This window comes from Shewanella sp. UCD-FRSSP16_17, assembly GCF_001675935.1.
GTDB lineage: Bacteria > Pseudomonadota > Gammaproteobacteria > Enterobacterales > Shewanellaceae > Shewanella > Shewanella japonica.
In genome coordinates this window covers 35180-50179 of record NZ_LZFV01000013.1, presented here as the reverse complement: position 1 = coordinate 50179, position 15000 = coordinate 35180, and the positions used below count along the sequence as shown (strand labels likewise).

Genomic DNA, 15000 nt, shown 5'->3' with positions numbered 1-15000 from the left:
TGGATGAAACACTGTAAGAAAATGATTTTTGCTTTATTTACTCTGGCGGTTAGCCAAGTATCAGTTGCGGCGCCTGTTCAGTTGGACAGAGTTGCTGTGCAGATTAATGAAGGCATTATACTCGAAAGCGAAATCAGTCACATGGTTACCTCGGTTAAAGCCAATGCGCAAAAAGCCGGTCAAGGTCTTCCTTCTGACAACGCACTGCGTACACAGGTTATCGAGCGACTTATTCTAACGCATTTACAGCTACAAATGGCTGAGCGAATCGGTCTATCTATTGGTGATTTACAGTTAGACCAAACCATTGAAAACATCGCAAAAGAACAAGGTTTATCTGTTAGCCAAATGAAACAACAGATTGAAAGCGAAGGTATGAGTTTTGCTCAATACCGCGAGCAACTACGTGAAGAAATCACCCTAGGTGAAATTCAACGTATTCAGGTTCAACGTCGTATTCAAGTATCACCGCAAGAAATCAATAACCTCGTAAAAATGATCCAAGAGCAAGGTCTTAAAGACGTTGAGTTCCAAATGGGTCATATTCTTATTGAAGTACCAAGCAATCCAACAAGTGAGCAACTTGAAGCCTCAAGTAAACGTGCCAACATCGTGTTAAAACGTCTAAATGATGGTGAAGACTTCCGCCGCACTGCAATCGCATCATCGTCTGGTCCTAAAGCACTTGAAGGCGGTATCTGGGACTACATGAGCATTAATGAAATGCCGACATTATTTGCAGAAGTCGTCACTGATGCAAAAACCGGTGATGTTATTGGGCCAATCAAAAGTGCATCAGGCTTTCATATTATTAAAATCATGGATGCTCGAGGCTTACAAACTCAAGAAATTAATGAAGTTCGCTCTCGCCATATCCTACTAAAGCCTTCGCCAATTTTGTCAGAAGAACGTGCTAAGGCGATGTTAGAAAACTTCCTAACTCAAATTCGTTCTGGTGAAGCAGACTTTGCTGACCTTGCTCGTCAATACTCTGAAGATCCGGGTTCAGGAGCAAAAGGCGGCGAATTAGGCTGGGCTGAACCAACTGTCTACGTACCTGAGTTTGCACAGACATTAAATAGCTTAGAAATTAACGAAATTAGTGAACCATTCCGTACAACTCATGGCTGGCACATTGCTCAGTTAGAAGAAAAACGTACAACGGATGCAACGGATCAGTTTAATAGTAATCGTGCTCACCAATTGATTTATCGTCGTAAGTTCAATGAAGAACTGCAGAACTGGTTAGACGAAATGCGTTCTGAAGCTTACATTGAAGTTTTTGAACCAGAGATTATTCGAGGTTAAGCTAACTTAATGACACAACGAATTGCGATAACACCGGGTGAACCGGCAAGTATCGGCCCCGATCTCGTTATAAAACTTGCTCAGCAGGCTTGGCCTGCTGAGTTAGTTGTTTGTGCAGATCCTGATTTATTAATCAGCCGAGCTAAGATGTTAGGCTTGCCGCTTAACCTTCGTCCTTATCAGCCAACGCTTGAGCCAAAACCTCAAGAAGCGGGCACATTAACCATTGCACCTTTCACACTGGCTGCTGAGGTTAAATGTGGTCAGTTGGACGAAGCAAATAGTGCTTATGTCGTTGACACCTTGCGTTACGCTGGTGAAAAAAACATGAGTAATGAGTTTGCCGCTGTTGTAACAGGCCCAGTACATAAAGGCATTATTAACCAAGCGGGTATTCCGTTTAGTGGTCACACAGAGTTCTTTGCATTACAAGCAAATTGCCAAGATGTGGTCATGATGCTTGCAGCACCAGGCTTACAAGTGGCATTGATGACTACGCATATTCCTTTAGCTTATGTTGCTAAAGCGATTACGCGCGATCGTTTACATCATATTATTCAAATTTTGCACCGAGAATTAGTGCAGAAATTTGGTATTGCTTCACCTAAAATATATGTTTGTGGACTAAATCCACATGCTGGTGAAGATGGACACTTAGGTAGAGAAGAAATTGATATAATGATCCCGGCTTTAGATGAGCTGAGAGAGCAAAATATTGATATTGTAGGACCGTTACCAGCGGATACCTTATTCCAACCTAAATACTTACAAGAAGCAGATGTGGTTCTTGCTATGTATCACGACCAAGGACTTCCAGTACTTAAATCATTAGGTTTTGGAAAATCGGTTAACATTACCTTAGGTCTTCCGTATATCAGAACCTCTGTCGATCATGGCACTGCATTAGAACTTGCAGGTACAGGTGAAGCAGATTGCGGTAGTTTTACCTGCGCATTAAATAAAGCCATTGAATTGGCCTCAAAAGTAAGTAAATAATTTTCCAATGAGCAATAAAGTACATTTAGGCCACACGGCCAGAAAACGTTTCGGACAGAACTTCTTAACTGATGAAAGCGTCATCAGTAGAATTGTGGGCGCAATTTCTCCGGATAATGATCATGTCATGGTCGAAATTGGCCCTGGTCTAGGTGCATTAACTGAGCCTGTGGCTGAAGCCGTTGATAACTTAACCGTGGTTGAGTTAGATAAAGACCTCGTTGAGCGTTTAGAAAACCACCCTGTATTAAAAGATAAGTTAACCATCAATCAAGGTGATGCGCTTAATTTTGACTTTAGCCAACTGCAGCAAGGTGATAAAAAGCTCAAGGTGTTTGGTAACTTGCCATACAACATATCAACGCCACTGATGTTTCATCTTTTCGAATTCGCTGAAATTATCGAAACAATGCACTTTATGTTGCAAAAAGAAGTTGTACTTCGTTTATCAGCCAGTCCTGGCACCAAAGCCTATGGACGATTAACTGTTATGGCTCAGTACTTCTGTAAAGTCGTTCCAGTATTAGAAGTACCACCTGAAAGCTTTAAACCCGCTCCAAAAGTAGATTCTGCGGTAGTACGTTTATTGCCTTTTGATGAAAAACCATTCCCATGCAAAGATGTCGATGTATTAAGACATGTTTGTACCACAGCGTTTAACATGCGCCGTAAAACATTAAGAAACAACTTAAAGCAAATGGTCACTGACGAAGAGTTTACACAACTCAATATAGACTCGTCGTTACGACCAGAACAAATCAGCGTCGAGCAATACGTTGCACTCGCTAATTTAGTTTGCGATAAAAGTTAGTCACCTCAAGGGCATTTATATCGTTAAATGCCCTTCTGCTTTTTAGGATGTTGAATGACCTCTGTAGCCTCAAACGTCAAAATTAAAGTTGAAACAAAATACCTCGAAGATCAATCTTCAGCAGAAGATGAAAAGTACTTATTCAGCTATACCATCACTATTATCAACCTCAGTGAAATTGCCGTTACACTAAAAGATCGCCACTGGATCATTACTAATGCCAACGGTGAGACAAGCGAAGTGAAAGGACCTGGCGTGGTAGGTGAAACCCCAACCATAGACCCTGATACTGCTTATCAATATTCAAGCGGTACAGTAATGGAAACGCCTGTCGGTTTTATGGAAGGAAGCTATGGCATGGTGACAGACCAAGGCGAAAGCTTTAGTGCGCAGATCCCAACATTCAGACTCGCTGTCCCAGGGATATTTCAGTAAGCCTATGGCACATTATTTTGTTGGTGATATTCAGGGCTGCTTTAAAGAACTTCAACGCTTACTTGCTGCGGTGGATTTTAACCCGTCAAAAGACGAAATCTGGGCTGTTGGGGATCTCGTTGCTCGAGGACCTGACTCGCTTGCAACGCTCAGGTATTTAAAGTCATTAGATAATAGCGCTAAAATCACCTTAGGCAATCACGATCTTCACTTACTGGCACTACACGGTAAAATCAAAAGAGCAAACCCCAAAGATAATCTCACTGAACTCCTAAATGCCGATGATTTAAGTCAGTTAATTGATTGGCTGCGTGAACAACCTTTAGTTCACACCTTACCTTCTCACAACATCATCATGACTCACGCAGGCGTGCCGCCTCAATGGGGTTTAACGACCTTGTTAGCTGAAGCAAAAGCAGTCAGCGACGCGCTAAAACGAGATGATTATTTAAAAACACTTATCTCGAAAATGTACACTGAAGCGCCTGATTTATGGGATAGTAAGGCAAAAGGTTTACCCAGATTGAGATATTGCATCAACGCACTCACGCGCATGCGCTATTTATTTCCTGATGGCAGCTTGGATTTTGCCTGCAAAACGCCAATCAGTGATAAACCTTCTGAATTAACTCCTTGGTTTGAATTCGACTCAGTCCTTAAATCTAGCCATACACTCGTATTTGGCCATTGGGCTGCGTTAATGGGAATCACTCACCAAGAAAATGTAAAGGCACTAGATACTGGATGCTGCTGGGGTGAATATATGACACTTTGGCATGCTGAAACGAATGAACAACTCACTCAAGCAAAACTAAAATAATTAATAAATTGTTAAACTAATAATAAACTTAGCCGATAAAGCTATTAGATCTCATATGATCACATAACCCTGAGCGATCTTGAGACAAATTCGGGATAAAATAATAACAGCCGGAGTATGCTATGAAAATTAATGTTGCCACCAGAGTTATTGGCGGTTTTACTGTTGTGACACTGCTTTTAATTGTATTAGGTGGCGTATCTTTACTGACCAATAATACCATTAAAGATAGTACAACAACTTTGCAAGAAGTTAGCTTACCCGCGCTGACTGCAACAGGTGAATTAACAAAAAATTTAAGTGCCCAGCAAATCCAAATTCTATTTGGTTATTACACTAATGAATCAAATAAAATCCCCGCTGTTGAGAAAAAAATCCAAATAGAGTCGAGTGAATTTCATAAAACGCTTAACAGATTGACTGCACTGATTTCAGATAGACAAGAATTCTCAAGTAATTTATCGCAATTAAAATCTAGCTACGCTGGTTTTGAAAAGAACGGTAAATTAATGCTTAAAGAGCATGAAAATGCATTAATTAAGAATGAACAATTATTATCTTTACGTGATGATCTTGAAGACAGTGCTGACGAAGCCTCGTCTATCTTACTTGATCTGATCGATTTAGAAATGAGTGACGATACGACCGAACAAAGCATTGCAGCAACGGCAGGGGTTGTTGACAGTACTTTTATTAATATTATCACCACCATTTATGACTTAGTTGCTGCTACTGATGACAGTAAATACAATGTTATCGTTAAAGAGCTTGAGTACATGGTGAGTGACACGAGAAGAAAGATTGAACATATTAATCTTCAAGGTCGTGGCATTATCAGCGACGGTACATTAGACGATTTAAATACTGAAAGTAACGCAGTATTCGCTTTGATTAATGGTAATAACTCAATCGTTGCCCTAAAAGGACAACAACTTAAACACAATAAACAAGCTGCCAACCTATTAGCTGCAACAGACAAAGATCGTTTAGAAGTCAACGCTAAAATGTTTAGTCTCGCCGATAATATCGAAAGCTTCACTAGTCACATTGGTAATAGTGCTATTGAAAATATTGATTCAGCCAGCCTCAAAACTATGTTTGTTGTTATCTTAGCGATTTTGGTTTCTATTATCGTCAGTATTGCAGTAGTAAAACCACTGACTCGCTCACTTGCCAAAGTTAATCAAGCACTTAACATTCTTGCTTCAGGTGACTTGACCCATAAACTCGACGACTCAGGTCACGATGAGTTTGCCGAGTTAGCGAAGAACTGTAATAGCTTAGTTGATAGCTTACGAAACCTGATTGTAGGTATCTTAGATCGCTCTAACCAACTTGCAGCAGCAGCTGAAGAAACATCAGCAATTACCACGCAAACGACCAGTGGCATTCAAGAACAGAAGAGCCAAGTCGACCAAGTGGCAACAGCAACAACTGAATTAAGTTCAAGTGCTCAGCAGGTTTCAATGAGTGCTGACCAAGCCTTAGAGCAAATTAAGCAAGCTGACGAAGAAACTCAGCACATGCGTAAACTTGCAGAAGAAAACAAAGTCACCATTCTCGCACTTGCAGATGAAGTCGCCAAAGCAGGACAAGTGATTAACAAGGTTCATTCTGACAGCGCATCAATTGGTTCTATTTTGGATGTTATTAGAGGAATTGCAGAACAAACCAACCTACTTGCACTTAATGCGGCAATTGAAGCTGCACGTGCAGGTGAGCAAGGTCGTGGCTTTGCTGTTGTTGCTGATGAAGTTCGAAGCCTTGCTTCTAGAACACAAGAATCAACCAGCGAAATTCAGCAAATGATTGAAATGCTGCAACAAGGCGCGCAACAAGCGGTATCAGTGATGGAGCTAGGACGCAGCCAAGCTACAAGTTGTGTTGATAAGACAGAGCAAGCGAATTTAGCACTAGAAACGATTAGCCAGTCAGTGCACAAAGCTTATGATTCGGGTAACCACATTGCTCAAGCTGCTCAAGAGCAAAACTTAGTGAGCCAACAAGTTTCTGAGATGCTAGAACATATTGCTGCAATATCAGAGGAAACGGCGACGGGTGCTGATCAAACTGCACAATCAAGCCATCAAGTTGCAATGTTATCTGAAGAGCTACAAGGCTCTGTAGGTGAATTTAAGGTCTAACTGTTATAGACACTCATCTTTTACTAAAAAGGCTCTCAGGAGCCTTTTTTAGTGGCTTAAACTTAATAATATAAACTCAGTTCTACCTGAGTTTATATAGTTTACTCAACTTGTCAGAATAAAAATCATATTACCCAATATGCCGAACCGTATCAGCTCGGTTATTATTTCACTCAACCACGCTTCCCCAATAACCCATCTCACTCATTAAGTTAGATTTCGATAAAGTTTTAACAGTGTCAGTAACAAGTATCTAGGGTGACTATTTATATTAACTATCTAGGGTGACAGTCTTGGATAGCAGCCTGTGATAACTGTTTATGATAGCTCACTGTTATCGGTTTATATTCAAGCCTTTTTATATGTTCCTTTTATTTAAATTCTGGTTTCTGTGCTGCTCTTGCGAACTCTTGCTAGTAAAATGAACGAGACGAAAAAGCTAAGCCATAAAAAAACCGCCCAAAGGCGGTTTTTAATCAGATGTATCTGAGTCTGCTTTACACGTTATGAATACAAACACTCACAACAGTTACATAATGCTAAAGCAAGTCATTCCAACGAGATGGCTTATTCGCCATTACTGATTCGTTGTTGTACTGCAGCAGTGATTGCACTACCGCTATGACCATTTGCATTTGCCCAATCAAGAATGCTTTGTCCGTCTGCTTCAGGAGTATTTAAATCTCCAGCAGGAAGACGTTTTGCAATGTACTCACCCACTTCTAAGGCGTTAGAGTTGTATGCAGTTCTTAATAAGCTATTACCGTCGCAAGAAACACCAGTGTAAATATTGCGTAATTTTACGCGGCTTTCCTTCAACTTTTTACGTAAACGGTTTTTGTCATTAGATTTTACATAATCACAAATGTTCGCGACAAGTTGATCAGTATTCGCTTCGGCAGGGGTTGACACAAAAGATGCTGCAATTAGGGCTGCTAAGGCCACAGGCATTAAACGCATCTGACACTCCTTTTTAGGTATTTTTATTTTTGTACCTGCCATCAAGGGCAAGTATCTATTCAGGGTAACACAGGCCACAATTTAACATTATTTCACCAAAGTGTTAAAGCTATATTGCAATTGTGATTCATTTATCTCAACTACCTTATCTTTTAACGTCCAGCTACCGTCATCCCATTCAGGGAAAAAAGTATCACCATCAACCGTTAAGTCGATAAAGGTTAGATATAGGGTATCGGCCAAAGGTAAAATTTCTTTATAGAGTTGTCCGCCACCAATAACAACTAATTCTTCACAACCTGTTACAAGGGCTTTTGCAGCCTCAAAAGAATTGACGCAAGAAACGCCTTCTGGTTGATAGTCGCTTTGACGGGTAATGACGATATTGTGGCGACCCGGTAATGGTCTACCAATTGATTCGAAGGTTTTACGCCCCATCACTACAGGCTTGCCGAGTGTCATAGCTTTAAAATGTTTTAAATCTTCAGGCAGGTGCCATGGCATTTTGTTGTCTTTACCTATTACACGATTATTGGCCATAGCGGCGATCATAGCGATGCGCATGTAAAATCCTTATTTGATGCTGGAGAAATTAAATAATTGGTCGAGTGCGATAGTAAACCAAAGCCGGCATAGCCAAGCCTACAGACAGCGCCCCCAGAATGAAAACTGTTTTTAACCCATTTTGAATAACCATAGTGGTGAGATCTGAACTCACCTGCTCTTGCACACTTAGCTGAACAATTGCAATTAACGTATTATACGCATAAGTCCCTGGTACCATGGGAATGATTGCTGCCACTGCATACATCAGCGGTGGAGCAAGATGCCTTTTAGCAAAACGGATGGTTATCACTCCAACGAGCGCGGCAGCAGCAAATGTGGCCCATTCAATTGGCATATCTAGGTGCAATAACAAGGTTCTAAAACTATGACCAATTGCACCAGCAAGAGCGCAATAAGGTAAAAACCGTCTTGGGACATTAAATACCATCGCAAACCCCATTGCTGGGATTGCAGAAAAGAATGCATCATTAAGTAAAGTCAGCACAAGATTCATGTGATCAACGTCCCTCCAAATGCCATCGCTAGTGTAATACCGATAACCGTTGCCAGAGTGAGTAAAGTGGCATGCCCCCAGCGAGATATACCGACATTCATATGGCCTTTGACCATATCAGAAATAGCATTTATCAGTGGGAAACCCGGCACAAGCATTAACACACTTGCAGCCATTGGAATTTTCGGTGTTGAGGTCAATTCCAAAAGGTGACCAAGTTGCGCAACCAAGGTGGTAATAAAGGCGGTGATAGCAAAAATTATCAACAGATTGAAATGTTTTTTCACTAAGGATAAACGAACCGACATGCCGACAGCTGAAGCGATAAACGTAATAAAGCATGCCGCTAAATCACCACCGAATAAATGACAGAAACTCGCACAAGACAAGCCAATCATCGCGATGACATATTTGGCTGGATACGTTTTGGGTTCAATTTTTTCTAAACGGCGTTTAACTTGCTTGTCGTTGTAAATGCCTTTTTCGGCCAAGATACAGATGCGTTGCACTTCACATACAATCATCATGTTAATGCCGTGCTCGCGTAAACGGCGCGTCGTGGTAATACAACGGCCATGGACAAGGCTGGTCAATACGAGGGAATTTGAAGAAATCGACAGTTCGACACTGGCTAGGCCAAGGGCTTTGCCTAGGCGCTGGCTAATCTCTTCAACAAGATCAGATTCAGCGCCATAAGCTAAGAGAAGTTGTGCACTTCGTACTACAAGACGAGTGATATCATTTTGAGTGTCGGCGTACACAATTTTTCTCTTATTTAACTCAATTTAACGTTGGTAGATAATTTCCACATCATAGTCATCATCGTCGAAATCGTCATCGAAGTCATCATCGTAGTCTTCGTTAACAGATTCAACATTAGCTTGATGGTAATTATCCCACTTAAACTCGACTTCATCGTCAGGGCTGATTGATTCATCTTCGTCAGGCAATGCAGAAATAAAGTCGAGAAGTTTTAAACTTAACTCTTCAGTATTGGTGCGATTAAATGCTGACATAGTGTATATGTCACCTTTCCAATCGATTTCCTTAACGATGTGCTCCATTTTCTCAGCAAGCTCATCTTCTTGTAGTAAATCAATCTTGTTAAATACTAACCAACGCGGCTTAGCAGCCAATTTAGGAGAATATTTCTCAAGTTCAGCCACAATTGAACGCGCAGACTCAACCGGATCGCTTCCATCAATAGGGTCGATATCGATAATGTGTAATAACACACGACAACGCTCTAAATGCTTTAAGAAACGAATGCCTAAACCCGCGCCATCGGACGCACCTTCGATCAAGCCAGGAATATCAGCAATAACAAAACTCTGACCAGGACGAGGGCTGACAACACCTAAATTAGGCACCAAAGTGGTAAATGGGTAATCGGCGACTTTTGGTGTAGCACGAGAAACTGAACGAATAAAAGTTGACTTACCCGCATTCGGTAAACCTAACAAGCCAACATCAGCTAATAACAATAGTTCCAGCTTCAGCATGCGTACTTCGCCTGGTGTACCTAATGTCTTTTGTCTAGGCGCTCGGTTGGTACTGCTTTTAAAACGCGTGTTACCTAAACCGTGGAAACCACCTTTAGCCACTAACAGTTTTTGACCATGAGTGGTTAAGTCACCTAGTAACTCTTCTGTTTCAAAATCAACAGCGCGAGTACCCACAGGCACTTTTAATAACATATCTTCGCCGCCATGACCTGTACAATCACGACCACGACCATTCTTACCACGCTCAGCGATGTAAGAACGTACAAATCGAAAATCAATAAGCGTGTTCATGTTTTCGTCTGCGACTAAAAATACGCTACCGCCGTCACCGCCGTCACCACCATCAGGACCGCCATCTGGCACATATTTCTCACGTCTGAAGCTAACGCAGCCACTGCCACCGTCACCCGCTTCAACTCTGATTTTAGCCTCATCAATAAACTTCATACATACTCCTGACACCACTTAATGTGCCAATTATAACCTCAAAAGACTGAGATGTGCAGGGAAGCGTAGAAGATTCAATCACCATAAATCGCTTACTGCAAAATAAATAACCATCGGTGTAACACACCGAAAATACTTCAATGAAGTTTAGTTAACTAACTCCAACAATGAAGTAAAAAACACAAAAGCCCCGCCAGAAGGCGGGGCTTTCAAAGACTGATTAAAGTCTAGAATTAAGCTTCGATGCTAATAAACTTACGGTTATTAGGACCTTTTACTTGAAACTTAACTTTACCGTCTGTTAATGCAAACAAAGTATGGTCACGACCAATACCTACGTTTACACCAGCGTGGAATTTAGTACCACGTTGACGAACGATGATGTTACCAGCAACAACTGATTCACCACCAAAACGCTTAACACCAAGACGTTTACTTTCTGAATCGCGGCCGTTACGAGTAGAACCGCCAGCTTTTTTATGTGCCATGAGTTAGACTCCTAATATTATGCGCTAATCGCAGTGATTTTAACTTCAGTGAACCATTGACGATGGCCCATTTTCTTTTCGTGATGCTTACGACGATTGAACTTTTGAATAGTTACTTTCTCACCGCGACCGTGGCTAACCACTTCAGCAACAACTTTACCACCAGCGACTAATGGAGCACCAACGTGAACATTTTCACCGTCAGCAACCAATAATACTTGGTCAAACTCAATAGTTTCACCAGTAGCAACTTCAATTTTTTCTAAACGAACTGTATGACCTTCAGCAACACGGTGTTGCTTTCCGCCACTTTGAAAAACAGCGTACATAGCTATTTCACTCCAAATGGACTAACACTCCGGTTCATTATATGTAGATACCGGGTGCTAAAAACTTTTAATGACAATGGGCGCGGAGTCTACGCTAAGATTTACCATCTGGCAAGTGTTAAATGTGAATCAATAAAAAAAGCTCGGTTTAACTCCCACAATCTAAGAACAAAAGCTGTCTAAGGCATGAATTTTAGATAAAATTTGTTAATATACAATTTGAACCTTATATAGTGGGCAATATAATTTGCCTGATAGCCTAATAACTAGAGACCATTATGGATTTAAACGCCATTCGTCAACTAGCTGATAACGACATGCAAGCCGTAAATCAGTTAATTTACAAACAACTTGAGTCTGATGTTGCACTAATTAACCAACTCGGTTTTTACATTATCAATGGTGGTGGTAAAAGATTACGCCCATTACTTTCGGTACTTTCTGCTCGCGCTATCGACTATAAAGGTGAAGAGCATCTTAAATTAGCAGCCATTATTGAATTTATTCATACTGCTTCTTTATTACACGATGACGTTGTCGATGAATCAACATTACGTCGTGGTCGTAAAACAGCCAATGCTTTATTTGGAAACAGCGCAAGTGTTTTAGTCGGTGATTTTTTATATACCCGCTCATTTCAAATGATGACCGAACTCGATAGCATGAAAGTGTTAAGAGTCCTTGCCGACACCACTAATATTCTTGCTGAAGGTGAAGTCTTACAATTAATGAATTGTAATGATCCAGAAACCACCGAAGAGAATTATATGCGGGTAATTTACTGTAAAACAGCAAAATTATTCGAAGCTGCAACCTTGCTCACAGGTGTTATTGCTGACGTAAGCGAAGAGCAACAACATGCCCTTGGTGAATACGGTAAATTTTTAGGCACCGCTTTCCAATTAACCGACGATTTACTTGATTACACGGCCGATGCTGATGAACTTGGCAAAAACATTGGTGATGACTTGGCCGAAGGTAAGCCTACACTGCCATTAATTTATGCTATGGCTCACGGTAGCGATACAGCAAAAGCATTGATTAAAGAAGCGATTGAAAAAGGCGATGGCACAAAAGCAATTGATGAAATTGTTGCAGCCTTAAATGATTCAGGCGCCCTTGAATACACTAAACAAAAAGCGAACCAAGAAGCTGACAAAGCGATTGCTGCACTGGCCCCAATTGCCGATAGTGAATATAAGACAGCATTAATCTCGTTAGCGAAAATTTCAGTTCAACGAAATAACTAATCTGTATTTGGTTAAATATCTACGCTCCGGTATCTGAGCGTAATTAAGCCAACCATCATAAAATGCCCACTACAACTTAGTAGCGGGCATTTTTATTGCTATCAATACAATTTAAATCGTTAAACTTGCCAATCTATAGGTGTTTGCCCTAACTCTATTAACATTTGATTTGTTTTAGAGAAGTGACCACTACCAAAAAAGCCTCGATAAGCAGACAGTGGAGAAGGATGCGGCCCTGTTAATACGTGATGCTGCTTTGCTGTAATAAGCTTTCCCTTTTTAATGGCATGAGCGCCCCACAAAATGAATACAATAGGCTCACCTTTATCGTTAAGGGTTTGCATCACTTTATCTGTAAAAGTCTCCCAGCCGGCTTTTGAGTGAGAATGCGCTTTTCCCTCTTCTACTGTTAATACGGTATTGAGCATTAACACCCCTTGTTTAGCCCACTTAGTCAAATCACCATGGTCAGGAATGACAAAGCCATTAATGTCTTGTTGGAGTTCTTTATAAATATTCACTAAAGAAGGCGGTGTTTTTACTCCTTGTTGTACAGAAAAACATAACCCATGAGCTTGACCTGCTCCGTGATAAGGGTCTTGCCCTAAAATCACCACTTTCACATCACTCAAAGGAGTCAATTCAAATGCGCGGTATACATCTTCATCGGCAGGGTAAACCGTTTTTCCTAGCTGTCTTTGATGAGCAACAAACTCATTTAATTCACAAAAATACGGCTCCGCTTGCTGCGTTTTAATCAATGTTTGCCAATCGTTCATCTAGGGGGCTACCTTGTAAAAGAGTCAATCTCATTATGGTGTTAATTCGCGAAATACAGCCTTTCAATTACACTTACTAAGACAAAGGTTGAGTCGAAGCAAATAATTAAGAAGATGCTCAAGCATACTATGAATCACTGAACACCTATCAACATCCAAGTTTCAAACTTATCCATTAGTGATGGTTATCATTATACTCGGCCAATTAGCCGTCGTCGCTTTAGCTAATATGAAGTGTTTGAGTAAAATGACCGAGTGAAGTGATTCAGGCCCCGCTGATAACGTTCATATTTTCACTAATCCAAGTAACAATGACCAGCTCATTATCAATCAATGGGGTTACCCTGCACAAAACTGGGCTCCTTTTGAAGCATCGCAACGATTCGTTATATCTAGTAACTAACAATACCCTGTTCAATGCCTCTACCTCTACAATCCTCTCACGCCATTATCAATATATTATGATCCACGTAATGGACAGGTGATCACAGATTCCGCCCCTGATAGCGAATTGAGACTTTATTCTGTCAATAAAATCGGTACACTCATTGCTAAATTAAGTCACTATTACGAGTAGAACTCATGTCAGAACAAAAAACTGAAACAACCATGTACCAACTAGCTGATCAATTTATTGCGCTAGCCAATCAACTAGGTCAAACAGAAAATGATATCGGTAAAGTCGGTACTGCTTTGCGTTTTGCTGCAGCGCGCTACAATGCGTTTGAAGCTGCGATTAAATCAGCCAATCTAGAAGCAGAAAAAGAAAATGCATTGAGCTGGTTCACTGAAGAATACAAAGGCATGTTGAACGAAAACTTAAATGACCACATTAAAAACCCACCGGGTGGTCAACAAGAAGCCAAAGAAGAAAAAGCTGACGATTCTGTGCAGGTCTTCAAAAATTAAGCATGCCGATATTAAGCATGTAAAAAAGCCATCATTACGATGGCTTTTTTGTTGGAGAATTTATCACTAAATAATATCTATAATGACCCTTAAGGCCAGTAGAATAAGCACCATGCCTGACAGCTTATCGATAAGCGCAGCCTTGTCACGTAAGCGAGACAATATCGGCCCATGAGATAATACAACCGCAATGATGGTATACCAGAGTCCATCTACAACCAGTGGGGTTAATACAATTAATGTTTGTCCCGTTAGCGATTCAGCTGCCAATACAAACTGACTAAACAGCGCTAAAAAGAACAACAAAATTTTAGGGTTAAATAACGAAATAGCTAAACCATCGCGAGCTGCTTGAAGTAATGAAGTTGACTCACCTGACTGTAATTTCTGCTCCATCCCCCCTTTAGATTGCAAGGCTTGAAATCCCATCCACGCTAAATAGCACGCTCCAATAAGAGCAATACCATTAAACACTAAAGGTGATTTTTCAAGCACAACGGCCAAGCCCAATAGCGTTACTAATGCGTACACACCAATGCCAATTGAGTGAGCCCAAGCACACACAACGCCGTGTAATCTCCCTCCTGATAACGTATGTCTTAGCACCATAGCTAAACTCGGACCGGGAGACATCGCTCCTAAACAACAGATGGCGAGTAATCCAAGCCATGTACTTAATGCCATTACTTATAAATCCTTCATTCTACCGTGATTATTCATGCTCACTATGCTTGAGCATTTCTGAGGCCCTATTAATGA

The 15000-nt window shown here is 40.9% G+C and carries 17 protein-coding genes; 8 read left to right on the top strand and 9 right to left on the bottom strand.

The window, feature by feature from the left end; genetic code table 11:
* The first annotated feature begins 3 nt into the window (after positions 1-3).
* The 6 genes from surA (at position 4) to A9267_RS09245 (ending at position 6514) form a co-directional block, all read left to right on the top strand.
* On the top strand, positions 4-1308 hold the full coding sequence (gene surA, locus A9267_RS09270) for a peptidylprolyl isomerase SurA (RefSeq protein ID WP_055024317.1): 1305 nt from the start codon (positions 4-6) through the stop codon (positions 1306-1308).
* Between the two features lie 9 nt (positions 1309-1317).
* Positions 1318-2304: a 4-hydroxythreonine-4-phosphate dehydrogenase PdxA gene (gene pdxA / locus A9267_RS09265; RefSeq protein ID WP_065108973.1), complete on the top strand. Its 987-nt coding sequence runs from the start codon at positions 1318-1320 to the stop codon at positions 2302-2304.
* A 7-nt stretch (positions 2305-2311) separates the two neighbouring features.
* Positions 2312-3115 (top strand): 16S rRNA (adenine(1518)-N(6)/adenine(1519)-N(6))-dimethyltransferase RsmA, encoded by an 804-nt coding sequence (gene rsmA, locus A9267_RS09260; protein ID WP_055024319.1) that lies wholly within the window; start codon positions 2312-2314, stop codon positions 3113-3115.
* A 54-nt stretch (positions 3116-3169) separates the two neighbouring features.
* Complete coding sequence (gene apaG / locus A9267_RS09255) at positions 3170-3550, top strand: Co2+/Mg2+ efflux protein ApaG (RefSeq protein ID WP_065108972.1); 381 nt, start codon at positions 3170-3172, stop codon at positions 3548-3550.
* A gap of 4 nt (positions 3551-3554) precedes the next feature.
* A complete protein-coding gene (locus A9267_RS09250; RefSeq protein WP_065108971.1) occupies positions 3555-4370 on the top strand; it encodes a symmetrical bis(5'-nucleosyl)-tetraphosphatase in 816 nt (271 codons plus the stop codon).
* A 122-nt stretch (positions 4371-4492) separates the two neighbouring features.
* Positions 4493-6514, top strand: coding sequence for a HAMP domain-containing methyl-accepting chemotaxis protein (locus tag A9267_RS09245; protein WP_065108970.1), 2022 nt, complete (start codon positions 4493-4495; stop codon positions 6512-6514).
* Positions 6515-7081: 567 nt separating this feature from the next.
* Here the strand turns inward: A9267_RS09245 and A9267_RS09240 are convergent.
* From A9267_RS09240 to rplU, 7 genes are all read right to left on the bottom strand, one after another.
* Positions 7082-7474, bottom strand: coding sequence for a DUF3718 domain-containing protein (locus A9267_RS09240; RefSeq protein WP_065108969.1), 393 nt, complete (start codon positions 7472-7474; stop codon positions 7082-7084).
* Positions 7475-7561: 87 nt separating this feature from the next.
* The gene (locus tag A9267_RS09235) at positions 7562-8038 is read right to left on the bottom strand and encodes a dihydrofolate reductase (RefSeq protein ID WP_055024324.1); all 477 of its coding nucleotides are present in this window, start codon (positions 8036-8038) and stop codon (positions 7562-7564) included.
* Positions 8039-8066: 28 nt separating this feature from the next.
* A complete protein-coding gene (locus tag A9267_RS09230; protein WP_055024325.1) occupies positions 8067-8534 on the bottom strand; it encodes a threonine/serine exporter family protein in 468 nt (155 codons plus the stop codon).
* Positions 8531-9295, bottom strand: a complete 765-nt coding sequence (locus A9267_RS09225; protein WP_082419968.1) for a threonine/serine ThrE exporter family protein — start codon at positions 9293-9295, stop codon at positions 8531-8533. The genes A9267_RS09230 and A9267_RS09225 overlap by 4 nt, the downstream gene beginning before the upstream one ends.
* A gap of 24 nt (positions 9296-9319) precedes the next feature.
* Complete coding sequence (cgtA, locus tag A9267_RS09220; protein WP_055024327.1) at positions 9320-10486, bottom strand: Obg family GTPase CgtA; 1167 nt, start codon at positions 10484-10486, stop codon at positions 9320-9322.
* A 233-nt stretch (positions 10487-10719) separates the two neighbouring features.
* Positions 10720-10974 carry a 50S ribosomal protein L27 gene (rpmA, locus tag A9267_RS09215; RefSeq protein ID WP_055024328.1) on the bottom strand — a complete coding sequence of 85 codons (255 nt, stop codon included), beginning with the start codon at positions 10972-10974 and terminating at the stop codon, positions 10720-10722.
* 17 nt (positions 10975-10991) lie between these two features.
* Positions 10992-11303: a 50S ribosomal protein L21 gene (gene rplU / locus A9267_RS09210; protein WP_055024329.1), complete on the bottom strand. Its 312-nt coding sequence runs from the start codon at positions 11301-11303 to the stop codon at positions 10992-10994.
* A gap of 278 nt (positions 11304-11581) precedes the next feature.
* Between rplU and ispB the strand changes: the two genes are divergently transcribed.
* A complete protein-coding gene (gene ispB, locus A9267_RS09205; protein ID WP_055024330.1) occupies positions 11582-12553 on the top strand; it encodes an octaprenyl diphosphate synthase in 972 nt (323 codons plus the stop codon).
* Between the two features lie 119 nt (positions 12554-12672).
* Here ispB and ung read toward each other — a convergent pair whose 3' ends face one another.
* Positions 12673-13332, bottom strand: a complete 660-nt coding sequence (ung, locus tag A9267_RS09200; RefSeq protein WP_065108968.1) for a uracil-DNA glycosylase — start codon at positions 13330-13332, stop codon at positions 12673-12675.
* Positions 13333-13914: 582 nt separating this feature from the next.
* Here ung and A9267_RS09195 point away from each other — a divergent pair.
* Complete coding sequence (locus A9267_RS09195) at positions 13915-14241, top strand: DUF3144 domain-containing protein (protein ID WP_055024332.1); 327 nt, start codon at positions 13915-13917, stop codon at positions 14239-14241.
* Positions 14242-14307: 66 nt separating this feature from the next.
* On the opposite strand, the gene A9267_RS09190 is transcribed toward A9267_RS09195, so the two are convergent.
* Positions 14308-14925 carry a LysE family translocator gene (locus A9267_RS09190; RefSeq protein WP_065108967.1) on the bottom strand — a complete coding sequence of 206 codons (618 nt, stop codon included), beginning with the start codon at positions 14923-14925 and terminating at the stop codon, positions 14308-14310.
* Positions 14926-15000 lie beyond the last annotated feature (75 nt).